At 66.5% G+C, this 26,520-nt stretch carries 27 protein-coding genes, 1 tRNA gene and 1 pseudogene; 18 read left to right on the top strand and 11 right to left on the bottom strand.

Annotation, left to right across the window (positions count from 1 at the left end; genetic code table 11):
• Positions 1-606 (top strand): annotated as a pseudogene (locus K5Q19_RS15990) (replication-associated recombination protein A); the annotation flags it as partial.
• Between the two features lie 7 nt (positions 607-613).
• On the opposite strand, the gene K5Q19_RS15995 reads toward K5Q19_RS15990, so the two are convergent.
• Positions 614-967 carry a hypothetical protein gene (locus K5Q19_RS15995; RefSeq protein WP_292947258.1) on the bottom strand — a complete coding sequence of 118 codons (354 nt, stop codon included), beginning with the start codon at positions 965-967 and terminating at the stop codon, positions 614-616.
• Positions 924-1,211: a BrnT family toxin gene (locus K5Q19_RS21965; RefSeq protein WP_365759865.1), complete on the bottom strand. Its 288-nt coding sequence runs from the start codon at positions 1,209-1,211 to the stop codon at positions 924-926. Before K5Q19_RS21965 ends, K5Q19_RS15995 begins: the two co-directional genes overlap by 44 nt.
• A gap of 14 nt (positions 1,212-1,225) precedes the next feature.
• Here K5Q19_RS21965 and K5Q19_RS16000 point away from each other — a divergent pair, with 14 nt between their 5' ends.
• Positions 1,226-2,098: a hypothetical protein gene (locus K5Q19_RS16000; protein ID WP_292947261.1), complete on the top strand. Its 873-nt coding sequence runs from the start codon at positions 1,226-1,228 to the stop codon at positions 2,096-2,098.
• A gap of 18 nt (positions 2,099-2,116) precedes the next feature.
• Positions 2,117-2,192 (top strand) — tRNA-Thr (locus K5Q19_RS16005).
• 41 nt (positions 2,193-2,233) lie between these two features.
• Here K5Q19_RS16005 and K5Q19_RS16010 read toward each other — a convergent pair.
• The 5 genes from K5Q19_RS16010 to K5Q19_RS16030 all read right to left on the bottom strand — a co-directional run bounded on the left by K5Q19_RS16010 (position 2,234) and on the right by K5Q19_RS16030 (position 9,174).
• Complete coding sequence (locus K5Q19_RS16010) at positions 2,234-3,385, bottom strand: glutathione S-transferase family protein (protein ID WP_292947264.1); 1,152 nt, start codon at positions 3,383-3,385, stop codon at positions 2,234-2,236.
• A gap of 88 nt (positions 3,386-3,473) precedes the next feature.
• On the bottom strand, positions 3,474-4,487 hold the full coding sequence (locus K5Q19_RS16015; RefSeq protein ID WP_292947267.1) for an inorganic phosphate transporter: 1,014 nt from the start codon (positions 4,485-4,487) through the stop codon (positions 3,474-3,476).
• 20 nt (positions 4,488-4,507) lie between these two features.
• A complete protein-coding gene (locus K5Q19_RS16020) occupies positions 4,508-5,614 on the bottom strand; it encodes a DUF47 family protein (protein WP_292947270.1) in 1,107 nt (368 codons plus the stop codon).
• 135 nt (positions 5,615-5,749) lie between these two features.
• The gene (gene rhaI / locus K5Q19_RS16025) at positions 5,750-7,042 is read right to left on the bottom strand and encodes an L-rhamnose catabolism isomerase (protein WP_292947273.1); all 1,293 of its coding nucleotides are present in this window, start codon (positions 7,040-7,042) and stop codon (positions 5,750-5,752) included.
• A 23-nt stretch (positions 7,043-7,065) separates the two neighbouring features.
• Complete coding sequence (locus K5Q19_RS16030; protein WP_292947276.1) at positions 7,066-9,174, bottom strand: bifunctional rhamnulose-1-phosphate aldolase/short-chain dehydrogenase; 2,109 nt, start codon at positions 9,172-9,174, stop codon at positions 7,066-7,068.
• An 83-nt stretch (positions 9,175-9,257) separates the two neighbouring features.
• Here K5Q19_RS16030 and K5Q19_RS16035 point away from each other — a divergent pair, with 83 nt between their 5' ends.
• The 5 genes from K5Q19_RS16035 to K5Q19_RS16055 all read left to right on the top strand — a co-directional run bounded on the left by K5Q19_RS16035 (position 9,258) and on the right by K5Q19_RS16055 (position 14,289).
• On the top strand, positions 9,258-10,643 hold the full coding sequence (locus K5Q19_RS16035; protein WP_292947279.1) for a carbohydrate kinase: 1,386 nt from the start codon (positions 9,258-9,260) through the stop codon (positions 10,641-10,643).
• Positions 10,640-11,785, top strand: coding sequence for an FMN-dependent L-lactate dehydrogenase LldD (gene lldD, locus K5Q19_RS16040; RefSeq protein ID WP_292947282.1), 1,146 nt, complete (start codon positions 10,640-10,642; stop codon positions 11,783-11,785). Before K5Q19_RS16035 ends, lldD begins: the two co-directional genes overlap by 4 nt.
• A 3-nt stretch (positions 11,786-11,788) precedes the next feature.
• Positions 11,789-13,039: an MFS transporter gene (locus K5Q19_RS16045; RefSeq protein ID WP_292947284.1), complete on the top strand. Its 1,251-nt coding sequence runs from the start codon at positions 11,789-11,791 to the stop codon at positions 13,037-13,039.
• Positions 13,040-13,062: 23 nt separating this feature from the next.
• A complete protein-coding gene (locus K5Q19_RS16050; protein WP_292947287.1) occupies positions 13,063-13,842 on the top strand; it encodes a DeoR/GlpR family DNA-binding transcription regulator in 780 nt (259 codons plus the stop codon).
• A gap of 147 nt (positions 13,843-13,989) precedes the next feature.
• On the top strand, positions 13,990-14,289 hold the full coding sequence (locus K5Q19_RS16055) for a GIY-YIG nuclease family protein (protein ID WP_292947367.1): 300 nt from the start codon (positions 13,990-13,992) through the stop codon (positions 14,287-14,289).
• 179 nt (positions 14,290-14,468) lie between these two features.
• On the opposite strand, the gene K5Q19_RS16060 is transcribed toward K5Q19_RS16055, so the two are convergent.
• Both K5Q19_RS16060 and K5Q19_RS16065 read right to left on the bottom strand, forming a co-directional pair.
• Positions 14,469-15,509: an alcohol dehydrogenase family protein gene (locus K5Q19_RS16060; RefSeq protein ID WP_292947289.1), complete on the bottom strand. Its 1,041-nt coding sequence runs from the start codon at positions 15,507-15,509 to the stop codon at positions 14,469-14,471.
• Positions 15,506-16,243: an SDR family oxidoreductase gene (locus K5Q19_RS16065; RefSeq protein WP_292947293.1), complete on the bottom strand. Its 738-nt coding sequence runs from the start codon at positions 16,241-16,243 to the stop codon at positions 15,506-15,508. The genes K5Q19_RS16060 and K5Q19_RS16065 overlap by 4 nt, the downstream gene beginning before the upstream one ends.
• A gap of 197 nt (positions 16,244-16,440) precedes the next feature.
• Between K5Q19_RS16065 and K5Q19_RS16070 the strand changes: the two genes are divergently transcribed.
• Positions 16,441-16,854, top strand: a complete 414-nt coding sequence (locus K5Q19_RS16070; protein WP_292947296.1) for a histidine kinase — start codon at positions 16,441-16,443, stop codon at positions 16,852-16,854.
• Between the two features lie 22 nt (positions 16,855-16,876).
• Here K5Q19_RS16070 and queF read toward each other — a convergent pair whose 3' ends face one another.
• Positions 16,877-17,338: a preQ(1) synthase gene (gene queF, locus K5Q19_RS16075; RefSeq protein ID WP_292947299.1), complete on the bottom strand. Its 462-nt coding sequence runs from the start codon at positions 17,336-17,338 to the stop codon at positions 16,877-16,879.
• Positions 17,339-17,499: 161 nt separating this feature from the next.
• Between queF and sseA the strand changes: the two genes are divergently transcribed.
• The 3 genes from sseA (at position 17,500) to K5Q19_RS16090 (ending at position 20,668) form a co-directional block, all read left to right on the top strand.
• On the top strand, positions 17,500-18,345 hold the full coding sequence (sseA, locus tag K5Q19_RS16080) for a 3-mercaptopyruvate sulfurtransferase (protein ID WP_292947302.1): 846 nt from the start codon (positions 17,500-17,502) through the stop codon (positions 18,343-18,345).
• 167 nt (positions 18,346-18,512) lie between these two features.
• A complete protein-coding gene (gene metC, locus K5Q19_RS16085) occupies positions 18,513-19,742 on the top strand; it encodes a cystathionine beta-lyase (protein WP_292947305.1) in 1,230 nt (409 codons plus the stop codon).
• The gene (locus tag K5Q19_RS16090) at positions 19,739-20,668 is read left to right on the top strand and encodes a mechanosensitive ion channel domain-containing protein (protein ID WP_292947308.1); all 930 of its coding nucleotides are present in this window, start codon (positions 19,739-19,741) and stop codon (positions 20,666-20,668) included. Before metC ends, K5Q19_RS16090 begins: the two co-directional genes overlap by 4 nt.
• 124 nt (positions 20,669-20,792) lie before the next feature.
• On the opposite strand, the gene K5Q19_RS16095 is transcribed toward K5Q19_RS16090, so the two are convergent.
• Entirely contained in the window at positions 20,793-21,257 is a 465-nt protein-coding gene (locus tag K5Q19_RS16095) for a DUF3237 domain-containing protein (protein ID WP_292947311.1), read from the bottom strand.
• A gap of 168 nt (positions 21,258-21,425) precedes the next feature.
• On the opposite strand from K5Q19_RS16095, the gene cobA reads away from it, so the two are divergent.
• The 6 genes from cobA to pdxA all read left to right on the top strand — a co-directional run bounded on the left by cobA (position 21,426) and on the right by pdxA (position 26,442).
• On the top strand, positions 21,426-22,196 hold the full coding sequence (gene cobA / locus K5Q19_RS16100; RefSeq protein WP_292947313.1) for a uroporphyrinogen-III C-methyltransferase: 771 nt from the start codon (positions 21,426-21,428) through the stop codon (positions 22,194-22,196).
• On the top strand, positions 22,193-22,489 hold the full coding sequence (locus K5Q19_RS16105; protein ID WP_292947316.1) for a DUF2849 domain-containing protein: 297 nt from the start codon (positions 22,193-22,195) through the stop codon (positions 22,487-22,489). Before cobA ends, K5Q19_RS16105 begins: the two co-directional genes overlap by 4 nt.
• A 2-nt stretch (positions 22,490-22,491) precedes the next feature.
• Positions 22,492-24,126, top strand: a complete 1,635-nt coding sequence (locus K5Q19_RS16110; RefSeq protein WP_292947319.1) for a nitrite/sulfite reductase — start codon at positions 22,492-22,494, stop codon at positions 24,124-24,126.
• A complete protein-coding gene (locus tag K5Q19_RS16115; protein WP_292947322.1) occupies positions 24,119-24,550 on the top strand; it encodes a DUF934 domain-containing protein in 432 nt (143 codons plus the stop codon). Before K5Q19_RS16110 ends, K5Q19_RS16115 begins: the two co-directional genes overlap by 8 nt.
• Positions 24,540-25,346, top strand: a complete 807-nt coding sequence (locus K5Q19_RS16120) for a phosphoadenylyl-sulfate reductase (RefSeq protein ID WP_292947325.1) — start codon at positions 24,540-24,542, stop codon at positions 25,344-25,346. Before K5Q19_RS16115 ends, K5Q19_RS16120 begins: the two co-directional genes overlap by 11 nt.
• 103 nt (positions 25,347-25,449) lie before the next feature.
• Complete coding sequence (pdxA, locus tag K5Q19_RS16125; protein WP_292947329.1) at positions 25,450-26,442, top strand: 4-hydroxythreonine-4-phosphate dehydrogenase PdxA; 993 nt, start codon at positions 25,450-25,452, stop codon at positions 26,440-26,442.
• The last annotated feature ends 78 nt before the right edge of the window (positions 26,443-26,520 follow it).

Here is a 26,520-nt window from a genome sequence, read left to right on the forward strand (position 1 = left end):
CGGCGGGTGGCGGTCTACGACAAGGACCGCGACGGGCACTACAACCTGATTTCCGCGCTCCACAAGGCGCTGCGCGGATCGGACCCGCAGGCGGCGCTCTATTACATGGCGCGGATGCTGACGGCGGGCGAGGAGCCGCTCTACGTGCTGCGGCGGCTGGTGCGCTTCGCCAGCGAGGACATCGGCCTCGCCGATCCGCAGGCGCTGGTGCAGTGCCTGGCGGCGAAGGATGCGTATCAGTTCCTCGGATCGCCGGAGGGGGAGCTCGCCATCGTGCAGGCGTGCCTCTATCTCGCGACGGCGCCCAAATCGAACGCGGCCTATGCGGCACAGAAGGCGGCGTTTGCGAGCGCGCGGGAAACCGGATCGCTGCCGCCCCCGGCGCATATCCTCAATGCTCCGACCAAGCTGATGAAGGAGATCGGCTACGGCGAAGGCTATGCCTATGACCATGAGGCCGAGGACGGCTTTTCCGGCGCGGATTACTGGCCCGAGGGAATGCGGGCGCAGCAGTTCTACAAGCCGGTCGAGCGCGGGTTCGAGCGCGAGATCGTGAAGCGGCTGGAATGGTGGGACAAGAAGCGGCGCGAGCGGCGCGGGGAATGATGTCTTACTATGCCGATCTTGACTGCAAACCTCGCGCAGCTTCAATCGCTGCCTCGCTGATTGCCCGGATTGCAAGGCGGGCTTCGTCTCTGGTCGCGAAGTGGTCGTGTGCGGTCGCAAGCACGCTACCTTGCGCGGATACAAGGACCACCTGAAACGATCCGCTCTTCAACTCTCGAAGCTCATAGCGCGCAGGACTGTTTCCAAGCGCCGCAAGCTCCGCATCGACAAGTGCAAACGAGTCATCATCCGCAGCAATTGCAGCGTCGATCTGCGCATCGGTGAGACTGCGCAGCCGATCCCAATCGGTTTGTCCCTTACCGGCCTTCGCCAAAGACACGCGTGTAAGCTGCTCGTTCATTTCGCCTCGCTCGCCGCGCGCTGATAATACGTCGCGCATCGGGCCGCTCTGTATATATCACCGCAATGATCAATTTATCACCCCCAATGACGCCCAGCGCAGCATGGCGCGTTTCCGTCCCAACTTGCCGGGTCTCGGCGGGGTCGATAGCCGATGGCGCCCAAATCTGTATGGCGTCGAGAAAATCGATACCGTGCTTGGCAAGATTTGCCGCGCGCTTCACCTCGTCCCACTCGAACACCATCCTTGCAGCCTAACGTGATAGCAAAACGCTTCAAGCACTTCGCCGCTATCGACTGGTCCGGTGCGGCCGGGGAGCGGCACCGGGGGATCGCAGTGGCGATCTGCGGCGAAGGCGAAGCCGCGCCCAAGCTGGTGCGGCCGGGGCATCGCTGGTCGCGCACCGAAGTGCTCGAATGGCTGCGGGAGGACCTGCCGGCGGATACTGTGGTGGGGATGGATCTGGGCATCTCCCTCGCCTTTGTGGACAGGGGCGCATTCTTTCCGGGCTGGGCGGAAAGCCCCGCCGATGCCAAGGCCTTGTGGGCGCTGATTGATGCGATCTGCGAAGATGAGCCGCACTTGTCGGTCGGCGCGTTTGTCGATCATCCCGAGGCTTCGGCTCATTTCCGGCGGCATGGCGGGCGCGAGGGGATGCAGTTTGGAGGTGGACGCGGAAGGTTTCGCGTTACCGAACTGGCGCAGCAGGCCATGGGCTGCACGCCTTATTCGAACTTCAATCTGGTCGGCGCGGCGCAAGTGGGCAAATCGAGCCTTTCGGGGATGCGGCTGCTGCACCGATTGCAAGGGGCGCTGCCGGTCTGGCCGATCGATCCGCTGCCGGAGGCGGGCTCGGTAGTCTGCGAGATCTATACGACGATTGCGGCGATGGCGGCGGGGCGGAGTGCCAGCCGGTCGAAGATCCGCGTCGGGGCGGAGCTCGATACGGCACTCGCGCGGCTGGGCAGCGCGCCGGTGGGGCTGGCGGGAGCGGTCGACGACCATACGAGCGATGCGCTGGTAACCGCCGCATGGCTGCGCACGGTGGCGCATGATCCGGCGCTGTGGGCGCCTGCGGGGCTGACAGCAGAGATTGCTGCAACCGAAGGCTGGACCTTCGGGGCGGTGTGACGCTATGGACGCCCGAGCGCCGGCTTAGCTCAGTTGGTAGAGCACCTGATTTGTAATCAGGGGGCCACGGGTTCGAATCCTGTAGCCGGCACCACTCCCGCAGCGATCCCCGCCGCTTCAGCGAAGAGGGCAAGCCTAACCAAGCACCAGCACGTTGTTGTGGCGGACGATTGGCCGCTCGAGGCCGATCTGCAGCGCCTCAAGCCCGCCTGTGCGCGCCAGCAGTGCGTGCCATTCGGCTGCCTCCTCTGCGCCCAGCGCGGCTGCTGCGGCCTGGGCACGTGCCAGATGCCACAGCGACTGCGGCTGGCTTTCCCGGCGAAACGTGCAGCCCTCTCGCGTATACTCGATTCGGCCAAGGCGTGCGTGGACGTGCCGCTGCGCTTCGGATGAAACCAGCGTTCCGGGGGCGGGATCGGCAAGCGACCTGCACCAGGCGTTGAACTGAGCCGCATCTGCCAGCAGGCCGGGCGACCAGATCCTGAACGCGACTTCGAGAATGCCATCCAAGGTGGCTGGCAAGGCCGCTGTTCCGGATGTGTCCGCGTCGGGAAACTCGGGATCGGCAAGGCCGCAGGTGTTCATCCGCTCGGTCCAGCGGGCGACGGCGGGCGCCTTGGTCTTCATGATGAAGCCGGGGACCGGATCGCGCGCCAGATGGGCATATAGCGGTGCCATCAGGCCGAAATCGGCCATGCTGGGCGCACGGCCCAGCGCATAGGGCTCATTCTGGAAATGGACTTCGAGGGCGGCGAGGAGATCCAGATAGTCCTGCTCGATGATCGGCCTTACTTCAGGCGTTACACCGAGCCCGCCCAGAAATCCGGCAAACTTGTCCATGATCTTTGCGGTGAAGACCGCCTTTTGTGGAGCGGAAAGGCCGTTCGACGGGATGGCCCGCCCGAATTCGGCAATCAGGAATTGTTCCTGCTGCGCCCGGTACGTCCAGCGATAATGCATGGCCATTGGCAGCAGCGCATTGCAGCCGAAGGCATCAAGGAGATGCGCAAGGGCGCCGCGCAGTCCCTTGCCGGATGCCGTCAATCGGGGTGATCGCTGCTCGAGACGGTCGATGATGTCCGTGCTGTCCTGCCACAATTCACCATCGCCCGTTTCGAGCACCGGCACCACCTGCAGCCCGATGGCAGGGACTATCGCGGCGGCAAATCGCGGATCGGCGGGGGTTCGCTCCACGAAGGGAATACCATGCTTGAGCAGATAGCTGCGCACCTTGCCGGTGAACAAGGAATGCGGTGTTCCCCACAGGACGAAACTGTTCGTTGGCATGATCGTGCCCCTTTCCGATTTCCCGGATTCGGATGGAGCGAGCGCTTGGCTACAGCCAGACCGAAAAATCGGGAAACCGGCCCGTTCTTCAGAACAGTGTCGTCAACACATAGAACAAGGCACCCACTGCCGCCGAAGCGGGGATCGTGATGATCCACGCGACAACCACGCTCTGCGCGACACCCCAGCGCACGGCGGAGGCGCGGCGGGCGGTGCCCGCGCCGATGATCGCGCCGGTGACGGTGTGGGTGGTCGAGACGGGAATACCGAGCGCCGAAGCGCCGAACAGCACGACCGAGCCGGCGAGCGAGGCGCTGAAGCCCTGGTGCTGCGAGAGCTTGGTGATGCGCCCGCCCATCGTCTCGATGATCTTCCACCCGCCCGTCAGCGTGCCGAGGCCGATGGCGAGATAGCAGGAGATCGCGACCCAGTGCGGCACTTCGAATGGCCCCGTCAGGCGCCCGGTCGAATAAAGCAGGACGGTGATGATCCCCATCGTCTTCTGGGCGTCGTTCAGGCCGTGGCTGAGCGAATAGGCGGCGGACGAGAGGAGGTGCAGAAAGCGGAAACGCGTCTCCGCCTCGCGCGCGGTGGCGCGGCGGAGCAGCCAGCTGGTGACGAGCATGACGAGCATTGCCAGCAGCATGCCGATGGTGGGCGAGAGGACAATGGCGATCAGCGTCTTGTTGAGGCCGCTCCACTGGATGCCCGAAAGGCCCGCATGGGCGAGGCCCGAGCCGATAAGGCCGCCGACGAGCGCATGGCTGCTTGAGGAAGGGATGCCCTTGAGCCAGGTGAGGATGTTCCACACCGATGCCCCGATCAGCGCGCCGAAGACGACGGCAGGTGTCACGAGATCCTTGTCGATCAGGCCCTTGCCGATGGTGGTCGCCACGGCCTGCAGGCTGGGGAAGGTGATCGTCAGGAAATAGGCGCCTGCATTGAACACCGCAGCAAAGATGACCGCCTGCACCGGCGTGAGCAGGCGGGTGGCGACGACCGTGGCGATGGAGTTCGCCGCATCGTGCAGCCCGTTGAGATAATCGAACGCCAGCGCGATTGCGATCAGCCCGACGAGCAGCGGGAAGGCAAGCTCATGCATGGATCAGCCCCCGGCCCCGATCAGGAATGGTCGATGACGATGCCGTCGATCTCGTTGGCGGCGTCTTCAAAGGCATCGACGATACGCTCGAGGTGCTTGTAGACCTCGCGCTCAACCACGAAGCGCAGCGTATCGGTGGCACCGTGATCCTGCAGCGCGCGGCGCAGGCCGGCGGCGTGGATTTCGTCGGAATGCGCTTCCATGCGCACCAGTCGCTCGGTGAGCTCGTGGAGACGCGGACCATTGCGAGCGACATCGCGGAGCAAGGGCACCGCTTCGGCCATCACGCGCGCGGCATCGACGATGATCGCGGCCATATCGCGCATTTCCGGCGCGAAGGTCCTGACCTCGTAGATGCTGATGGCGTTTGCGGCGGCGTGCATCTCGTCGATGGTATCGTCCATCGCGCCGATCAGGCTGGTGATCGCGCCGCGGTCGAACGGGGTGAGAAAGGTCTTGCGCACGGTCTGCAGCACGGTGCGGGTGATCTCGTCCGCGTCATTCTCGCGCTCGACGATCTCACGGATGTGGTCGGCGCTGGAAGCGCCTTCCTCGAACAGCCGCGCCATCGCATCGGAAGCGGCAAGGACGGTGGTGGCATGGGCTTCGAACATGTCGAAGAAATTGCCCGTGCGGGGCAGGAGACGCTGAAACCAGGCGAACATCGATCCGATCCGTGTGTGATGCGCGACCGCTCCTAGCACACTCGTGCGCTGTGTCGCCGCCCTGAATTCGGATGCAGCGAAGGATCTGATCAAATCCCTGAGGTCCGGCTCGTCGACAGCATCAGCGGCTTCGGCCAGCGTGAACCAGCGCCGCTCGCGCTGGTGCTGTTCCTTCCAAGCAGGGAGTTCGCGCGTGACGGCAAGCGGGAAGACATCGACATCGACCATCAGCGAAGCGCCGTTGCCGCGCTTCTTGCGGTAACGGAAGCTGCCCAGCGGCGTGGGGCAGACCGCGCCCGCGACGCCGGCTTCCTCTTCCGCCTCGCGCGCGGCGGCAAGGTGCGGGAGCATCGAGGCGCTGAGGTTGCCCTTGGGGATGACCCAGCGCCTGGTCTCGCGCGAGGTCACCAGCATCAGCCGCACCTGCGTATCCGTCGCCACATCCTCGAAGCGGTATGGCAAGGCGGCGATCTGGCGGATGGCAGGGACTCCCGTTGAAACCGGGGGTCTCTAGACCATCGGTTGCGCGACAACGCCAGTTTCTTGACCGATTTTTGACAAGATATCGTCAGAATTCATGGGCGGTATCGCGCCTGCTTACACAATCCCCGCGCCGAGACCCACCGCTTTGCGCTGCTGCGCCTTGCGCGCGCGGTACTGGCTGAGGCGGTAGGCTTCGAGCACGTCGATCGCGCCGCCCGCTTCCATGCGCGCCATGGCGAGGATGGGCGCGACATCGGTGTTGTAGGCGCGGCGGAGGGACTGGAAGGCCATCATGGTGTCGTTGGCCTCTTGCGCGGCGTGAAGCGCGGCGCGGTCCACCAACGCGGCCTTGGCGAAGCACTGGGTGATGGTTTCCGCCGAAGAGAGCATCGATTCAATCGGATCGGTGACGTTGTGCGACTGATCGATCATGTAGCTGGGGTTGAAGCCCTCACGCGGATTGGCCTCCGCCTCGGCCAGCTCGTTGAACACGAGGAAGAGCTGGTGCGGGTTGATCGAGCCGGAATCGAGGTCGTCGTCGCCGTATTTGCTGTCGTTGAAATGGAAGCCGCCCAATTTGCCGAAGCGGTGGAGGCGGGCGACGATCTGCTCGATGTTCACGTTCGGCGCGTGGTGGCCGAGATCAACGAGGCACTTGGCCTTGGGGCCGAGTTCCTGCGCCGCGAGGATCGAGGAACCCCAGTCCGAAATGACGGTGGAGTAGAACGCGGGTTCGAACATTTTGTGTTCGAGCAGCATGCGCCAGTCGTCCGGCAGCGCGGCGTAAATCTGTGATGCGGCTTCGAGATAGCGATCGAGGCTGCGGCCAAGATCCTGCTGGCCGGGGAAATTGGTGCCATCGCCGACCCAGACGGTGATGTCCTTCGAGCCCAGCTGGCGGCCGATTTCGATGCATTCGATGTTGTGTTCGACCGCCTGTGCGCGGGTGGCGGCATCCTGCGCAGCGAGCGAGCCGTTGGCATAAGTGTGTGGCTGGCCGGGCTGGTCCTGGAATGTGTTCGAATTGACGGCATCGAAGCCGAGCCCCAGCGCGGCGGCTTCCTCGCGCAGGGCCTTGTAATCGCTCACCTTGTCCCACGGGAAGTGGGGCGAGACGCGCGGCGTGGTGCGGCCGAGCTGCTGGATGACGGCGCAGTCCTCCAGCTTTTCGTGGATATTGGTGGGTTCGCCGGGAATCGGGAACTTGGCGAAGCGCGTGCCACCGCGGCCTGCGCCCCATGAGGGGACAGCGACGGAGAACTCGGCGACTTTGGCCTTCACCGCATCGATATCGATCCCGGCACGGGCGAGCTTGCGGCCGAGCGCGGCGTAGTCGTCCTCGAGCGCTTCGAGATGAGCGGCGTTGCGGTCCGCGATGAGGTCGGACGAGATGGGCAGCTGTGTCATTCTTGTTCCTCTCCCCTTCCCGCCTAGCGGGTGAACGCCTGGACGTTGCCCGCGTCAACATTGATCATGTTGCCGGTGGACTTGGCGGAGAGATCGGAGGCGAGCCAGGCGGCGGCCTCGGCGATGTCTTCGGGGAGCACGTCGCGCTTGAGCATCGAGCGGTTGCGGTAGTGGGCTTCGAGTTCCTCGCCCGCATCGACCTTGTTGGCGGCGGCGCGCTCCTTGCGCCAGTCGCCGTCCCAGATGCGGCTGCCGCGGATGACGGCGTCCGGGTTCACGATGTTGACGCGGATGCCATCGGGCGCGCCTTCCAAGGCGAGGCAGCGCGCGAGGTGGTTCGCGGCGGCCTTGGCCGAGGCATAGGCAGAGGCCCCGGCGGCGGCGGCGACGGCGTTCTTCGAGCCGATGAACACGACCGAGGTGCCGCCCTGATCCTTCATGCGCTTCAAGAGCGGCCATGCGGCGCGGGCGGTGAGGAAATAGCCCTGCGCCAGCACATCATGGTTGCGGTGCCAGAGGCTTAGCGTGGTTTCCTCGATGGTTGCGGAGCTTGCGATCCCGGCGTTGGCGACGAGCATGTCGAGCCCGCCGAATTCGCGCGCGCAGGTGGCGAAGGCGGCGGCGACCATGGCTTCATCGGTGACGTCGCAAGTGGCGGCGCGGATGACATCCTTGCCGAACTGCTGCGCGAGGCCGGCGCGGGTTGCTTCGAGCGCTTCGCCATCACGGTCCGCGAGGAGGACGCAGGCGCCTTCCTTGAGCAGGCGGACCGCTGTGGCGGCGCCGATGCCCCCTGCCCCGCCAGTGACCAGCGCGATGCGACCGACCATGGGTTTGGGCGCGGGCATGCGCTGGAGCTTGGCTTCCTCGAGCAGCCAGTACTCGATGTCGAAGGCTTCCTGCTCGTCGAGCGCGATATAGTCGCCAATGGCTTCGGCGCCGCGCATCACGTTGATGGCGTTGCCGTAGAATTCACCGGCGAGGCGGGCAGTGATCTTGTCGGTGGCGAAGGTGATGCGGCCCACACCCGGCACCAGCACGACGACGGGGTTGGGATCGCGCATGGCGGGCGAATTGGCGCGTTTGCAGCGCTCGTAATAGGCGGCGTAGAGCGCGCGGTAATCGGCGAGTTGCTGCGCGAGATAGGCGTCATCCGTCAGGCGCGCAGGGTCGAGCGTGAGGGGCGCGATCTTGGTGCGCAGGAAGTGATCGGGGCACGAGGTGCCGAGCGCGGCGAGGCGCTGGAACTGCGCGCTGCCGGTGAATTCGAGCGCTTCGGGATCGTCCGAGTAGTGGCCGAGCTTGCGCCGGGTACCGGTCATCAGCCCGCGCAGGCGGGGCATGAGATCGGCGGCGATGGCGTGGCGATCCGGGTTCGGGGCGACGATCTGGCCACCGAATGCGGGCTTTCCGGCCATTGCGGCGTTGAGATGGCGCGCGGCATCGGCGATCAGGCTGATGGTGTGCTCGTAGGCGGCCTTGGCGCTGTCTGCCCAGCAGATGATCCCGTGGCCGGCGAGCATGACGCCCCGCACGTGCGGATTGGCGCGCACATAATCGCGCAGCATGAGGCCAAGCGTGTAGCCGGGGCGCTTCCAGGGGAGCCAGCCGATCTTGCCGCCCCAGATCGTCTGCGTCGACGCCTCGCCGCCGGAGCTCGCCGCGAGCGCAATGATCGCATCAGGGTGGACATGATCGACATGCGCGAAAGGCAGCAGCGAATGCAGCGGCGTATCGATGCTGGCGGCGCGGGCATTGAGATTGAAGGTGCAGTGGGGGAGGAAGCCGACCATCTTGTCGTCGTCGTCCGGTCCGCCATAGTGCGCTTCGAGGGCGAGCAGCTTGTCCTGATAGAGCGTTGAAAAGCCATCGAGCTTCATCGAACCGATATCGCCGCCCGAGCCTTTGACCCAGAGGACGGGAACTTCTTCGCCGGTGAGCGGATCGGTGCCTGTGAGCTTCGCAGAGGTGTTGCCGCCGCCGAAGTTGGTCACGGTGAGATCGCTGCCGAGAAGGTTGGAGCGGTAGAGCAGCAATTCCGCCGGGCTGAGCGTGGCGGCATGCGCATCGTCCCAGCGGCTGGTGGGCACAGCGAAGGGAATCGCGGAAGCTACTGGCGTATGGGCGTTCATGGCATCCTTCCGGCGGCAACAAGGGCACCGCGCTTGAAGGCCTTGCTAACATTTCTACTGGAAACGATCAATATTGATTGATAATGATCGTTTTGGATAAAGGGAGACGGGCGCTGAAGCACGGCGCGTTCATCGTGATCGATATGGGCAAGACGCTGGCCAAGGTATCCCTGTGGGACCGCGCCGGGCGGCGGCTTGACGCGCGGGCGCGGGCCAATGTGGCCGCCGGGGGCGTGCTCGACGTTCACGGGATAGCGGGCTGGCTGATCGAGGCACTGGCAGCCTTTGCGGCGCATCCGATCGAGGCCATCGTGCCGGTGGGGCACGGCGCGGGGGTGGCAGCGCTGCGGGATGGCGCGCTGGCTTTTGCGCCGCTGGATTATGAGGCCGAGATTCCGGCCGAGGTGATGGGCCGCTACCGCGCGGTCCGCGATCCTTTTGCGGCGACGGGCTCCCCTGCCCTGCCCCATGGGCTGAACCTGGGCGCGCAGCTGTGGTGGCTGCAGGAACAAGGCGCGCTGGAGGGGACGACGCTGCAGCCCTGGGCGCAATACTGGGCGTGGTTTCTGAGCGGTGTGGCGGTGAGCGAGGTGAGTTCGCTGGGGTGCCATACCGACCTGTGGGCACCAGCGTTGGGCGATTTCTCACCACTGGCAAAGCGCATCGGCTGGGCAGAGCGGTTTGCGCCCCGCGCGCATGCCGGGGATGTGGTGGGCACCTTGAAGCCGGAGATTGCGGTGGCGACCGGGCTGTCGCCCGAGGTGCGCGTGCTGGCAGGCGTCCACGATTCCAACGCGGCGCTGCATGGGGCGCGCGGGTTTGCCGAGGTGGCGGACCGCGAGGCGACGGTACTTTCGACGGGGACGTGGTTTGTCGCGATGCGGCGGGCGCAGGGGCAAGCGCCTGTGCTGCCGGAGGGCCGCGATTGTCTGGTGAACGTGGACGTTGAGGGCCGCGCGGTGCCTTCGGCGCGCTTTATGGGCGGGCGGGAGATCGAGATCGCCACTGGCGGCGCGGCGGTGGATGATCCGGCGGCGCAGGCCGCGCTGGTGGCGCAGGTGCCGGGGCTGCTGGCCGAGGGCGCGATGCTGCTGCCGACCCTCGCCCCGGGCTGCGGGCCATTTCCGGATCGCGCGGCGCGGTGGATCGGGGAGCCGGAGGACAAACGCGCGGCGCCGTGTCTCTATGCCGCGCTGATGGCCGATGCCATGCTCGATCTGATCGGCGCAAAAGACACGCTGCTGGTCGAGGGGCGGTTTGCCGGGGCAGCAGTTTTCGTGCGGGCGCTGGCGGCACTGCGGCCCGAGACGCGCGTGGTCGTGGCAGATGGACCGTGCGATGCGGCCTTTGGCGCACTGCGGCTGATTGATCCTGCACTGGCGCCTTCCGCGCAGTTGCGGCAGGTGGAGCCGCTGGCCGGCAATTGGGACGCCTATCGCGCGCGCTGGCTGCTGGAGGCCGCCCTGTGATCATTGCCAATATCGCCGATTTCCGCGAGGCCGCGCGCCGCCGTCTGCCGCATTTCCTGTTCGAATATCTGGATGGCGGCTCCTATGCCGAAGAGACGCTGCGGCGGAATGTGGCGGACCTTGCGGGGATCGCGCTGCGCCAGCGGGTGCTCGCCGATGTGGCGGATATCGATCTATCGGCGGAGCTGTTTGGCCAGAAGCTGGCGATGCCGGTGGCGCTTGCCCCCATCGGCCTTGCCGGAATGAATGCACGGCGGGGCGAGACGCAGGCGGTGCGCGCGGCGGAGAAGGCCGGGGTGCCGTTCACGCTCTCCACGGTCTCGGTCTGCCCCTTGAGCGAAGTGCGAGGAGCGGCCTCCAAGCCCTTCTGGTTCCAGCTCTACATGATCCGCGACCGGGGCCATATGCGCGACTTGCTGGCCGAGGCCCGCGCGGCGCAATGCTCGGCGCTGATCTTCACCGTGGACATGCCGGTGCCGGGGAGCCGCTACCGCGATGTGCGTTCGGGGCTGGCGGGGGCTTCGGGGCTGGTGGGCGATCTGCGCCGCACCGCGCAAGCCGCGATGCGGCCCGGCTGGGCGTGGGATGTGGGGCTCTGGGGCCGCCCGCACCACCTCGGCAATATCGCGCCGGTGCTTAAGGGGCGGACGGGGCTGGAGGATTTCTTTGCGTGGATGCGGGCGAACTTCGATTCCTCCATCCACTGGCGCGACCTCGACTTCATCCGAAGTGAATGGTCCGGCCCGCTGATCCTGAAGGGCATTCTCGATCCGGAGGACGCCAAGGCGGCGGCGGATGTGGGGGCGGACGGGATCGTCGTTTCCAACCATGGCGGGCGGCAGCTGGACGGCGTGCTCTCCACCGCGCGCGCCTTGCCGTCGATTGCCGATGCGGTGGGCGACCGGCTGACCGTGCTGGCGGATGGCGGCGTGCGTTCGGGCCTCGATGTGGTGCGCATGCTGGCATTGGGCGCGAAGGGCGTGCTGCTCGGGCGGGCATGGGCCTTTGCGCTGGCGGCGGGCGGCGAGGCCGGCGTGGCGAAGATGCTGGCGCTGATCGACGCGGAAATGCGTGTGGCCATGGCGCTGACGGGCGTGACGCGGGTGAGCCAGATCAGCCGCGACAATCTGGTGAGGGGATAGGGTTTGAGGGAGGCAGCGCAGGGGAAAACCGCATGGCGTGACACGATCCTGGCGGGGCTCGCCAACTATATCGATGCGGGCTCGATCGTGGCGGGATCGGTGGCGCTGGCGCTGTGGCAGGAACAGTATCAGCTCTCACCGGGCTTCCTCGGGCTGCTCGGCGCGTTCGGGCCGAATGCCATCGGTGCGGGCGTGGGGGCGCTGGTCGGCGGGATCCTGTGCGACCGGCTGGGGCGCAAGACGATCTACCAGTGGGATATGCTGATCTATGCGGCGGGCATGGCGCTGCTGGTGTTTGCGGTGGCGCCGTGGATGATCGTGGCGGGGTTCCTCATCGTGGGGCTGGCGGTGGGCGCGGATATCCCCGCCTCTTGGTCGCTGATCGCGGAAGGCGCACCGGACGGGCAGCGCGCGCGGCATTCGGGCGCGGCGCAAGTGCTGTGGTATCTGGGGCCGGTCGTCGTGCTCTTGATGAGCCTTGCGCTGACCAGTCTTGGCGTGCTCGGAGCGCGGATCGTGTTTGCGCATCTGCTGGTGATTGCGCTGGGCCTCACGTTTCTGCGGTCGCGCATGGCGGAATCGGTGCGGTGGTCCGAGGCGCAGGCATCCGGCGAAAAGCGGCCGCCGATTTCCTCGCTGTTTCGCGGCAAGCACCTCGGCTCGATCCTCGGCCTTGTCGGCATGTATGGCTTCTGGAACCTGTGGGCGGGCACCAACGGATTCTTCTTCCCCTATATCCTGCGCACGGTGGGCGCGGCGACGCAGGCGCAGGCGGTGGGCATTCAGGCGCTGAGCTTTGCCATCGGCATGGCCTCCATCGGCCTCGTGTTCATGCAACTGGCCGACCGGGTGAACCAGCGGACCCTGTTTGCGATTTCGGCGGTGGTGCAGGTGATCGGCATGGGGCTGCTGGCGGTGTTCCCGCTGACGATCCCGGTGGCGCTGCTCTATGTGTTCCTGCTGCAGTTTGGCGGCGGGTTCGGCGCGCAGAGCTTTTTTCAGCTGTGGAGCGCGGAAATGTTTCCGACCATGCTGCGCTCAACCGCGCAGGGGGTTTGCTTTGCCATCGTGCGGGTGAGCCTGGGCGTGTTCAGTTTCTTCGTGCCGCTGCTGACGGCGACGGGCTTTACCACGCTGGCGCTGATCCTGACCGGGTTCCTCGTCGTCTCGGGCGTGATCGGCTATGCCTGGGCACCGCGCAACGAGGGCAAAAGCCTTGAACAACTCGAGGCCGAGCGGCATGACGGCTTCTGATTGGAAATAATCAGGGGGCGAGAGTGCACGCAGCCGAACGCGAGAAGGTGATTGTCGAGGCGCTGCAGGGCACCGGCTTTGTCACCTACCGCGAGCTTGAGACGCTGCTCGATGCCTCGCCCGCGACGATCCGGCGCGATCTGGCGCGGCTGGAGGAGGCGGGGACCATCGTGCGCGTGCACGGCGGGGCGAAGCAGGCTGAAGGGACCCAGCGCCCAGCGCCAGTGCTGCAGCTGGCCGGCACGCCGTTCGACCAATCGATCAACCGCAACATGGCCGCCAAGCGCGCCATCGGCGCGGCGGCAGCGGCGCGGTGCGAGCCGGGCGAAGGCGTGATGATCGACGGCGGCACGACGACCTTGCAGATGTGCCCGCATCTGGCGGGGCTGGGGCTGCAGGTGCTGACCAATTCGCTCCACATCGTGAACGCGCTGCTGAGCCAGGCGGGGACGCGCATTCTGGTGCCTTCGGGCACGGTGTTTCGCGAACAGAACATCATTCTGGCGGCGGCAGGCGAGGAATCGATGCCGCGCTTCCACGCGCCCAAGCTGTTCATGGGCGCGGCCTCGGTAGGCCCGCAAGGCGTGATGCAGCAGGACGTGGTGCTGGTGGCCGCGGAGCGGCGCTTGATCGACCGGGCCGAGCAGGTGATCCTGCTGGTGGATTCGGCGAAGTTTGCTTCGGGCTCCGGCACCATCGTCTGCGGGCTGGACGAAGTGGACGTGCTGGTGACGGACGCGGGGATTACGCCCGAGCATGCGGCGATGGTGAAGGCGGCGGGGGTGGAGCTGGTGGTAGCCTAGTCCTGGAGTTTGTGTTTGCCGCTCTGGATTGCTTCGCTCGCAATGACGAAGTTTGGGGGAAGGCCGTTGGGGCGGGAGATGCTTCGAGTTTGGTTTCACCCCATGTTCGTCATTGCGAGGAGCGCAGCGACGAAGCAATCCAGAGCAATGCAGCGCCACTTCCAGCCGGCGGTCTACATCATGGCCTCGCAGCGCAACGGGACGACCTATGTGGGCGTCACCAGCAATCTGCCGCAGCGGGTTTTTCAGCACCGCGAGGGTCTGGTGGCGGGCTTCACCAAACGACATGGCTGCAAGACACTGGTCTGGTTTGAACTGCATGCGACGATGGAACACGCTATTGCCCGCGAAAAGCAGCTCAAGGGCGGGTCGCGGCGGAAGAAGCTGGCGCTGATCGAGGCGGGCAATCCGACGTGGCGGGATTTGTTTGCGGAGATTTGCGCTTAGGGTTGGCGTTGCGCTTATCGGCTCTGGATTGCTTCGTCGCTGCGCTCCTCGCAATGACGAAGGTGGGGTGTAGTGGCATAATCATACCTTCGTCATTGCGAGCGCAGCGAAGCAATCCAGAGCGTCACGCAAACCCTTCTGAATTACTTGGCCACGCAAGCGATGACGAGGTTGGCCAATCAATCCGGCGTCAGCACCATTTTCAGCGCGCCGGCCTCCCGCGCTTCGAACAAGCGGTAGGCCTCCGCGCCTGCGCTCAGCGGCAGGCGGTGGGTGATCGTGCGTTCGGGTTTCAGGCGGCCGGACTGGACGAGCGGGAACAGCGCGGGCAGTTCCTCGGGCACCGAGCAGGTGCCGATGCGGAAGGTGAGGCCGGCGGCGAAAGCGCGTTCCAGCGGAAAGGCGAACCGGCGCGATTGCTGGACGCCGATGACCGAGACGGTGCCGCGCGGGCGGACCAGCCGCAGCGCGAAGTCGACGGTGGCGTCGCTGCCGACGACTTCGACGACGCAATCGAGCTTGCGGCCCTTGGTGTCAGCCTTGATGCGTTCGAGCGCTTCGTCCGGGTGGAGCGTGATGGCGCCGGACTGCTCGGCCATGGCGCGGCGTTCGGCAACGGGATCGATAGCGTAGACCACGTGCGCGCCCATGACATAGGCGCTTTCGACCGCCATCAGGCCAATGGGGCCGAGGCCGATCACCGCGACCGACGCGCCGGGGCGGATATCGGCCTGCCGCGCGCCGAACCATGCGGTCGCCAGCGCATCGGTCATCATCAGCGCTTGTTCTTCGCTCACGCCTTCGGGGATGGGGACGGCGTTCATGTCGGCCGCGGGGACGCGCACGGCTTCGGCTTGCGAGCCCTGCAGGCGGGCGGATAGGCCATAGCAGGCGAGCGCGCCGTTTTCGCAGGTGTGGACGAGGCCGGCGAGGCAAGAGCGGCAGCGGCCGCAGCCTACCGCAGCGGGGAGCATCACAAGATCGCCGACCTTCACGCGCTGGACCGCGCTGCCGACTTCGACCACTTCGCCCACCGCTTCGTGGCCGACGCAGAAGCCCACATCCTCGGAGAAGCCGTGGCCGTGGTAGATATGGAGGTCCGACCCGCAGATCGAGCAGGCGGTGACTCGCACGACGGCATCTGCGAGCGACTGGGGCACGGGATCGTCCATGCTTTCATAGCGGACGTCGCGCGCGCCGTAGTAGCGGAGAGCCTTCACAGCGAGAGCCCTCCATCGACGATCAGCGTCTGCCCGGTGACGTAGCTGGCGAGCGGGCTGGCGAGGAACAACACCGCGCCGGCCATGTCCTCCGGCGTGCCGAGGCGGCCTTGCGGGATGCGGGCGATCGAGCCGGCGAGGCGTTCGGGGTGCTGGGTGGTGACTTTGGTGAGCTTGGTATCGACAAGGCCGGGGGCGATGCCGTTGACGCGGATGCCCTCGCCCGCAAAGGCATTGCCAAGCGTGCGCGTGAGGCTGACCGCGCCCGCCTTCGATGCGGCATAGGCGGGGTTGCCGATATTGGCGCCGAACGCGGCAACCGAGCTGACGGTGACGATACCGCCCTTGGCCTCCGCCAGCACGGCGCGGAACTTCATGGCGCAGTGCATCAGGCTGTCGAGATTGACCGCCATGACCTTGTCCCACCCGGGGCGCTGAAACTCGCCGCGCTTGTAGACGACGGTGCCCTGGCAGAGGACGAGAACGTCGAGCGTATCGAACGGCATGGGCGCGGCTTCGATGGCATCGGGATCGCCGACATCGACTGAGGTATAGCCGAGCCCGGTGAGGTCCGAACCTTCGGCGGGATCGTAGTCCTCCGCCCGCGCCCGCGTGCCCCAGACATGGACCGCCGCGCCGCGCAGGCGGAAGGCGTGCGCAATGCCGTTGCCGATGCCGCTCGATCCGCCGACGACGAGGACCTTTCGGCCGGTGAAATCGGTATCGCCATTCATGGGTCTTGCTCTCTCCCTCGGGGCCATTTGCCCTCTTGCCGGTCCTTTTCGGCAGGGAGCGCGGGGTGCGCAAGAGGCCGCGCTATCCGTTCATAAAAATCGCACTCTACATGAACAGAAGCCAACAGCGCATTCAGCCTCATGCCACGACGAATCAGGCACCTTCGCTGCATCGGCACCAGTGAAGGAGGATGACGATGAAGACGATGACCAACGTTCTTGCCACCGCGCTCGCACTCGGCAGCGCAGTGGTCATGAGTGGATCGGCGAGCGCGCACGACGGACGCTGGAACGGCAACGGCTGGGGCTATGACCAGCACTGGGGCGGCGGTTGGCAGGGTGGCAACGGCGGTTTCGGCGGCGCCTGTTCGGGCCAGCGCGCCTTCGGGCTGGAGCGCGAACTTCGCTTCAAGACCAGCCGCGGCCTGATCGATTTCCGCACCGCGCGGCGCATCCAGCGCGATATCGACCGGCTGCAGTGGCGCGAACAGCACGAATGCGCCGAAGGCGATTGGCGCGCGGTGGGCCGGATCAACCGCGACTATGCGCGGATCGACCGCTGGATCGACCGGGAAGCCCGGCGCAATCGCGGCGATTACTGGGATCATTGAACCCGCAACCGCCGCCCCGGCTTCACCCCCGGCCGCGATAGGAGGCCACCCCCTGATCGGGCACCCACAGCCCGGCAGGGGGCGCGTCCGACTGCCAGAACACATCGATCGGGATGCCGCCGCGCGGATACCAGTAGCCGCCGATGCGCAGCCAGCGCGGGTTCATTTCGGTGAACAGACGCTGGCCGATGCCGACGGTCACATCCTCGTGGAAGCCCGCATGGTTGCGGAACGCGCCGAGGAACAGCTTCAAGGACTTCGATTCGACGATGGTCTCGCCCGGCGCATAATCGATCACCAGATGCGCGAAATCGGGCTGGCCGGTGACCGGGCAGAGCGAGGTGAACTCGGGTGCGGCAAAGCGCACGAGGAACAGCGAGCCGGCGCGCGGATTGGGCACGTAATCGAGCACGGCCTCTTCGGGCGAGGCGGGCAGGCTGCTCGTCTGGCCGAGGTGGAGGGGGGTGGCGCCGATATCGGTCATGCGAGGTCCTTTCTTCAGGGCGCCTTTGCACCGGCGGGGGCAGCGGGGCAAGCGGGCGCGTGGGGCAGACGCCCCTTCGTCCTTGCCGCAGCGCAGCAAGAGGGTTAATCTCGATATCAAGGACCCGCACAGACGGGCCGCATGCAGGACGGAGCTGACCCATGGAATCCCTGGTCTCGACCCAGTGGCTCGCCAGCGAGCTGGGCGCGAGCGATCTGCGCATCGTTGATGCCAGCGCTTTCTTGCCCGAGCACGGACGCGATCCGGTGCTGGAATACGAGGCGTGCCATATCCCCGGCGCGGTGTTCATGAACCTTGCCGAACTGGCCGATCCGGCGCGGCCAGGGCTCAACATGCTGCCAAGCGCCGAGCGGTTTGCCAGCAAGATGCAGAGCCTCGGGCTCGGCGACGGCAGCCGCATCGTGCTTTATGACGACAGCCCGGTGAAGACCGCCGCGCGCGCGTGGTTCATGCTGACGATGTTCGGCGCGGCCAATGTGGCGCTGCTCGATGGCGGGATCGCCAAGTGGAAGGCCGAGGGGCGCAAATGCGCACAAGGCAAGGAAACGCTGCGGCACCGGCACTTCACCGTTTGGAGCGACGACCGGCAAGTGCGCAGCAAGGCCGAAGTGCTTGCGAACCTCGAGAACGGGCGCGAACTCGTCGTCGATGCGCGCGGGGCAGGTCGGTTTACCGGCGAAGTGGCAGAAGTGAAGCCAGGGCTGGCGAGCGGACATATCCCCGGCGCACGCAATGTCTACTACGCCAGCCTGTTCCAGCCCGACGGGACGTGGAAGAGCCCTGATGCGATCCGCGCCGTCTTCGAGGCGGCGGGGGTGGACTTGTCGCGCCCGCTGATCACGAGCTGCGGTTCAGGCGTAACGGCGAGCGCGCTGCTCTTCGCGCTGCACCTGATCGGCAAGACCGACGCGGCGCTCTATGATGGCAGCTGGAGCGAATGGGGCGCGGACCCGGCCACGCCGAAGGAGACGGGGGCGGCGCGGTAGATTTACATCGTCCCGCATGCAGCCCCCTCCCCCGCTCGGGGGAGGCCGGGTGGGGGTGCGCGGCGTCGCCAGGTTAGCGCTCTGTTACCCCTCCCCAACCCCTCCCCGTCCGGGGAGGGGCCAAGCGGCGATTCCCTTCCACGCAAAATACGCCTAAGACCCACCCCATGGCAGAGCATGACAACGAGACCCACGGCACCGGCACGCGGCTGGTCGGCGCAGGTCGGCGAGCCGAGTGGACCGGCAGCGCGGACCATCCCGGCGCGGTGGTCAATCCGCCGGTCTACCGGGCGAGCACGCATCTCTATCCCGATATGGCCGCGCTGCGGGCGCATCCCGCCAACGAGGACGGCAAGTTCTACTATGGCCGCCGCGGCGCGCCGACGCAGTGGGCGCTCTCCGACGCGCTGACGGCGCTGGAGCCGGGGGCGGAAGGCACGGTGCTGTACCCTTCCGGCGTAGCGGCGATCATGGGTGCGCTGCTGACGGTGCTGCGGCCGGGCGATGTGCTGCTGATGATCGACAACGCCTATGAGCCGAGCCGCGCGATGGGGCGCGGGCTGCTGAAGGACTTCGGCGTGGAGACGCGCTGGTTCGATGCGAGCGATCCGGCGGCCTTCGAAGCGGCGATCTGCGCGCGGACCAAGGCCGTGCTGCTGGAAGTGCCGGGCAGCCTCACCATCGAAGTCTGCGATGTGCCCGCACTTTCCGCCATCGCCAAGGCGCATGGGCTGACCGTTGTGCTCGACAACACCTGGGCCTCGCCGCTGGGCTTTCCGGCGCTGGAGCGCGGCGTCGATATCGCGGTGATGAGCCTGACCAAGCATGTCGGCGGACATTCGGACGCGATGATGGGCAGCGCCAGTGCCGGGCCGGAATGGTACCGCAAGCTGCGCCTGCGCGCGCAGGGGCTGGGCAATGTCGTCTCGCCCGATGATGCCGCGCTGATGCTGCGGGGGCTCAGGACCATGGGCCTGCGGCTGGCGCAGGAGACCGCTTCAGCCCTCGCGATTGCGCAGTGGCTGGAGCGGCGGCCGGAAGTGGCCAAAGTGCTTTGCCCGATGCTGCCGGGATCGCCCGGGCATGATGTGTGGAGCCGCGATTTCACCGGCGGCTGCGGCTTGTTCAGCTTCGTGCTGAAGGGCGGCACATCGGCGGCGCGCGATGCCTTGATCGATGCGCTGGCGCTGTTCGGCATCGGCTTTTCGTGGGGCGGGTTCGAGAGCCTCGCCACGCCTGTCGATCCTGCGCCGATCCGCACCGCGAGCCCCTGGCCGCTGCCGGGGCTGGATGACGGCGACCGCTTCGGCGTGCGGCTCTCGATCGGCCTGGAGGACACGGCCGACCTGATCGCCGACCTCGAACGCGCGCTCGGCGTGTGGCGCGCTTCGGCATGAGCGAGTGGACCAAGCTGCAGCGCGCCGTCACGCAGTGGGCCCGGTCGCTCGATGATCTGGGCTTCGATGTCGGCCGCACGCATATCTCGCTGTTCAACGCGGTGTGGATGATCTTTGTCGTCATCGCGGTGCTGGTGTTCGGCCGTCTTGTGAGCCGGATCGGGCGGCGCGCGGTGCGCAGCATGCGCGGGCTCGACGGGACGCAGCGGGCGCTCGGCGAGAAGCTGATGACGGTGACCGTGTGGACCGTGGCGGTCCTTGTCGGCATCGATGCTGTGGGCATCAACCTCACCACGCTGACGGTGTTTTCGGGCGCCTTCGGCCTCGCGGTCGGCTTTGGTTTGCAGAAGACTTTCGGCAACCTGATCGCGGGCGTGATCCTGCTGATGGACCGCTCGATCAAGCCGGGCGACGTGATCGCGGTGAACGACACCAAGGGCAGCACCTTCGGCGTCGTCGAGCGGATCGGCGTGCGCGCGGTATCGGTGACGACGCGCGACAACCGCGAGATCCTGATCCCGAACGAGATCCTGATGACCACGCAAGTGGAGAACTGGTCGTATTCATCGCGGCTGGTGGGGATCACGATACCGGTCGGGATTTCCTATGAAAGCGATCTGGAACTGGCCGAAAAGCTGCTGCTGGAAGCCACACTGACGGTGCCGCGCGTGCTGAAGGACCCGGAGCCCTCGATCCTGCTGAGCGCCTTCGGCCCGAGCGCGATCGAGCTTTCGATCTATATCTCGATCGACGACCCGGAAAGCGGCGTGGGCAACGTGCGGTCTGATGTGCTGAAGGCGGTGTGGCACGCGCTGAAGGGCAGCGGGGTGAGCATTCCCCTGCCCCAGCACGATGTGGCACTTAGGGATTCGGACGGGCTGCGGCGGGTGGCGGAGGCGCTGAGGAGGCGCGAAAACCCGAAATGAGACCTCTTCCTGCCCCTCCCCCGGTCGCGGGAGGCTGGGTGGGGGTGAGCGGCGCTTGAATGGCGAGCGCCGTGCCCCTCCCCCATCCCCTCCCCGCCGGGGAGGGGGGCTTTGAAGGCTGGTTCTAGCCAGCGGCGCCCCTTGCCGGGCGGTAGACGCGGTATTCGATGCCGAGACCGGGCAGCACGCGGCCTTCGCCGACGAAGAAGGTGGTGTTGACCCAGCTGTAGCGCGGGTCGCCGGTTTCCATCCGCGGGTTGGTGCAGAAGTATTGGTCGGCGAACTCGGTGCCGGTGCCGTTTTCGATCGCGCCCATGACCGCGGCATTCATTTCCAGCAGGCCGAAATACTGGACGTAGATAAAGGCGCCGTCGCTGGTTTCGACCTGGGCACGCACGTCGACCCGGAGGAAGCCGTCAGGCCCGATCAGCGCCCATTCGCCGCCGCCGCGGATCGTGCCGCTGAGGCGATCACCGACCACTTCGCCGCCGTCGATCTCGTAATACATGCGCGTGCCGATAGGGCCTGCGCCGATCGGGAGCGGCGGCTTAAGGCCGGCCCTGAACGTGAATTCGTGCACCAGTTCCATTCGGCTTCTCCCCCTGTTTTATCGTGTGCCGACAGTATCACCTGTTCGGGCAGCGAACACAGGAAAACGTCGGTGATGGCGGAGGTGTGCTGAGGGCTAAAGCTTACCTAGCCCTGCCCCTAGCTTTCCTCGCTGGCGATTGCGCATGGGAGCGACCATCTGGCGCCCATGGACAATGCGCCCCACAGGATCGGAACCGTGTATCTCGTGGGCGCAGGCCCCGGTGATCCGGAGCTTTTGACGCTGCGCGCGGCGCGGTTGCTCTCTGCGGCGGAGCTGATCGTGCATGACGGGCTGGTCGATCCTGCGATCATGGCAATGGTTCCCGCTGGTGCACGGCTGGTCTCGGTGGCGAAAAGCCGCGCGCGGCACACCATGCAGCAGGACGATATCAACGCGCTCCTGGTGCGCGAGGCGCTGGCCGGGCACGATGTGGTGCGGCTGAAGGGCGGCGATCCGTTTGTGTTCGGGCGCGGCGGCGAGGAAGCGGAGGCCTGCTATGCGGCGGGGGTTCCGGTCGAAGTCGTGCCGGGCGTGAGCGCGGCGATGGGCGCGGCGGCGGCAGCGCAGATTCCGCTCACCCACCGCGAGAACGCCTCGATCGTGAGTTTCGTGGCCGGGCAGTGCAAGGGGCTGGCGGACCAGAACTGGGCGGGGCTGGCCGGGGTCGGCCGCACGCTGGTGATCTACATGGGCGTCGCCACCAGCGATGCGATTGCCGAGAAGCTGATGGCGGACGGCCTTGCGCCCGATATGCCGGTGGCGATTATCGAGAACGCGGCGCGGCCCACGATGCGCGTGCTGCGCGGGGCGCTGGCGGGGCTCGGCGCGCTGGTCGAAGAGCACAAGGTGAAGAGCCCTGCCCTCATCGTGATCGGCGAAGTGACCGCGCGTGAGCGCACCCAGGACCTTTTGAAGATAGCGGAGACCGCTGCGTGAAGATTTTGACGGGGAATGATCTGGCATCCGGCGATGTCGTCTGGTGGGACGGCAAGGGCTGGTCGCGCGATGTGAACGATGCGGTGGACGCGGGCGATTCTGCCGATGCGATCCTCGCCGCCGAGGAAGCCGCGCAGCGCGTCAACGCGGGCTATGCGATTGCCGCGACCAAGACCGCCGAGGGCGTCCGCCCCGCGCATATCAAGGACCGCATCCGGGCGCTTGGCCCCACGGTACGGCTCGACCTTTCCCTCCGTCCCGGCGATCCCGACGCCGCCAGCCGAGTGATCTGAACATGTACCAGTATGACGAATACGATCAGGCGATGGTCGATGCGCGCGTGGAGGAATTCCGCGGCCAGGTGGCGCGGCGCATGGCGGGCGAGATCACCGAGGACCAGTTCAAGCCGCTGCGGCTGAAGAACGGGCTCTACCTGCAGCTTCACGCCTATATGCTGCGCGTCGCCATTCCCTATGGCACGCTCAATGGGCGGCAGATGCGGCTGCTGGGCGATATCGCCGACAAGTATGACCGCGGCTACGGCCACTTCACCACGCGCCAGAACATCCAGTACAACTGGATCAAGCTGGAAGATGCGCCGCAGATCCTCGCCGATCTCGCGACCGTCGAGATGCATGCGATCCAGACCAGCGGGAATTGCATCCGCAACATCAGCTCGGATCACTTTGCCGGGGCGGCAGCGGACGAGCTGGTCGATCCGCGCCCCTATGCCGAGCTGCTGCGCCAGTGGTCGAGTTTCCATCCGGAGTTCGATTACCTGCCACGCAAGTTCAAGATCGCGGTGATCGCGAGCGATACCGACCGCGCGGCGATGCGGCTGCACGATATCGGCATCCAGATCGTGAAGAACGATGCAGGTGAAATCGGCGCGCGGTTCTACGTCGGCGGCGGCATGGGCCGCACCCCGATGATCGCGCCGGTGATCCGCGATTTCGTGCCTGCGCTGCAAATGGTGAGCTACGCCGAGGCCTGCCTGCGCGTCTACAACCGCTATGGCCGCCGCGACAACAAGTACAAGGCGCGGATCAAGATCCTCGTCCACGAGATCGGCGCGGACGAATACCGCCGGCAGGTGGAGGAAGAATTCGCGCATATCCTCACCCTGGGGCTGGAGCCGCCGCAGGCCGAGTTTGAGCGGATTGCCGCGTTCTTCGCCGATCCGGGCCTCGAGAGCGGGCTGGCCGATGGCTATGACCGCTCCGATCCGGACTTCGCGGTGTGGGCGGACCAGAACACCGCGCCGCACAAGCAGGCAGGCTACAAGGCGGTCGTCATCAGCCTCAAGCCGGCGGGCGGCATTCCGGGCGATGCCAGCGCGGACCAGATCCGTCTGATGGCCGAGCTCGCCGAAGCCTACAGCCTCGACGAACTGCGCGTGACGCACACGCAGAACATCGTGCTGCCGCATGTGAAGCAGAGCGATCTCTACGCGCTGTGGCAGAAGCTCGATGCGGCGGGGCTGGCCACCGCCAACCTTGATCTCATCGGCGATATCATCGCCTGCCCGGGGCTCGACTATTGCAGCCTTGCCAATGCGCGTTCGATCCCGCTCGCGCAGAAGATTTCGGCGCGGTTCGCCTCGCCCGAGCGGCAGCGCACGCTGGGCGAGCTCAAGCTCAAGATTTCGGGCTGCATCAACGCCTGCGGGCACCACCACGCGGGCCATATCGGCATCCTCGGCGTCGACAAGAAGGGCACCGAAAACTACCAGCTGCTCTTCGGCGGCTCGGAAGCGGCGGATACCTCGCTGGCGCAGATCGTGGGCCCCGGCTTCAACGAGGACGGCATCGTCGATGCGATCGAGACCGCGACCGAAGTCTATCTGAAGGCGCGTGCCGAGGGCGAGCGCTTCATCGATACCTACCGCCGCATCGGCGCCGCGCCGTTCAAGGAGGCGATCTATGGCTGAGACACTTCTGCGCCTGCGCGTCGATACGGCATCGGGCGCGCCCGTGCTGTCGCTGACGGACTTCCTCGCTTCCGACAACGCCGCCGCCGTGCGCATCGAGCCGGGCGAGGATGCCCGCGCGCTGCTGCCACACCTTTCGCGCATCGCGCTCGTGGAAGTGAGCTTTCCGGCCTATGGCGACGGGCGCGGCTATTCCTCGGCCCGCATCCTGCGCGAGCATGGCTACAAGGGCGAGCTGCGTGCGACCGGCGATGTGCTGCTGGATCAGCTGAGCCACATGAAGCGCTGCGGGTTCGACGGGTTTGCGCCCGCCAAGCCGATTGCGGCTGAAGCGGCGCAGCAGGCCTTCGCAACCTGGCCCGATGTCTATCAGAAGACGGTGGACGGCCGCTCGCCCATCTGGGCCAAGCGCCATGGCCTCTGAACAGACCAGAGCCGTAGACCGGATCGCAACCGGGCCGCGCTTCACCGAGAGTGACGCGATCCGGCTGAACAACCTGTTCCGCGGCACCGATACGCCGGACATGCTGCGCAGCGTCCTCAAGGACAAGCTGATCGGCGAAGTCGCGGTTGTCTCCAGCTTCGGCGCGGAAAGCGCGGTGCTGCTGCACCTGATTGCGCAGGTCGACAAGGCGATCCCGGTGATCTTCCTCGAAACGCACAAGCATTTCCCGGAAACCATCGCCTATCGCGACCAGTTGGTGGCGCACCTTGGCCTGACGAACCTGCTGATCGTCGAACCGGACATGGAGCTGGTAGCAAAGAAGGACGAGAACGGGCTGCGCTGGTCGTGGGACCCGGATGGCTGCTGCGATATCCGCAAGGTGCAGCCGCTGGCACGTGCGCTGCTTTCATTCGATGCCTCGATCAGCGGGCGCAAGGGCTTCCAGTCCGCCACGCGCAGCGGCCTGCCGCGCTTCGAGATCGACCGCACCGATGCGGAAGGGCGGCTGAAGTTCAATCCGCTCGCTTCGTGGACGTCCGAGGATCTGGAAGCCTACATGGTCGCGCACGATCTGCCGCGCCATCCGCTGGTGGCGCAGGGCTACCCCTCGATCGGCTGCGCCCCCTGCACCAGCAAGGTTGCGCCGGGCGAGGACCCGCGTTCGGGCCGCTGGAAGGGCTGGGACAAGGTGGAATGCGGCATCCATGTGCCCGGTTCGCCCGACAGCACCGCGACCGATGGCGAGCTGCCGCCGGGGTATGATCCGGCGTTCTGATTTCCCCGCGCTGCCCGCCTGCCATCGCCGCCTGCGCGCGCGGGTGACGAACGAACGGGTATTTGTCCTCACCCTCGCGCCTCCGCTCTGCTAGAGCCGCGTCATGACCGCCCCCCAACTGCCGCTTCTGCCGCTCGCGATCAGCCTCGGCGATCCTGCCGGCATCGGCCCCGAGCTGATCGCAGCCGCGTGGGACCAGCGCGAGGCGCACGCGCTTCCGCCCTTCTTCGCCGTCGGCAACCGCGATCTCATCGAAGCGGCCGCCCGCAGCCGCGGCCTCGGTATCCCGGTGGTCGCCATTGCCGCGCCCGATGAGGCCGCCGCCGTGTTCCCCCATGCGCTTCCTGTGCTCGATGTCGGCACCGCGCCGTGGTCTCCCGGCCAGCCCGACGATGCCGGCGCCGCGCTGGCCCTGCGCGCGCTTGAGGTTGCGACCAGCCTCGTCAAGCAGGGCGCCGCCGCCGCGCTTGTCACCGGCCCGATCGCCAAGAGCCGCCTTGCCCGCATCGGCTTCAACCAGCCGGGCCAGACCGAATTTGTCGCCGAAGCCTGCGGGATCACGCCGGAAAACGCCGTGATGATGCTGGCCGGGCCGAACCTGCGCGTGGTTCCCATCACCGTCCACGTCGCGCTGCGCGATGTGCCGTTCCTCCTCACCACCGAGCTGATCCGCAGCCGGTCCGCCATTGCTGCAGCCGCGCTCGCGCGCGATTTCGGCGTGGCACACCCCCGCCTTGCCGTAGCCGCGCTCAATCCCCACGCCGGGGAAGATGGCCGCATGGGCACCGAGGACCGCGACGTGATCGTGCCCGCCATCGCCGCGCTGCAAGCCGCCGGGATTGACGCACGCGGGCCGCTCCCCGCCGATACGATGTTCCATGCCGAAGCCCGCGCGACTTATGATGCGGCCATCTGCATGTACCACGATCAGGCGCTGATCCCGATCAAGGTGCTCGATTTTGACGAAGGCGTGAACGTCACGCTGGGCCTCCCCATCATCCGCACCTCGCCCGATCACGGCACCGCATTTGCCATCGCCGGCACCGGCACCGCCCGCCCCGGCGCGACCATCGCGGCCATCCGCATGGCCGGCTAATGCGCCGCGGGGAGAGCCGCCGCCGTATTACAAATCGTCCGTATTTCCTTCCCCTCCCCGGTTGGGGGGTGGCGGGGT

The sequence above is a fragment of the Novosphingobium sp. genome (assembly GCF_019748365.1).
In the GTDB taxonomy this organism is placed as follows: Bacteria; Pseudomonadota; Alphaproteobacteria; order Sphingomonadales; family Sphingomonadaceae; genus Novosphingobium.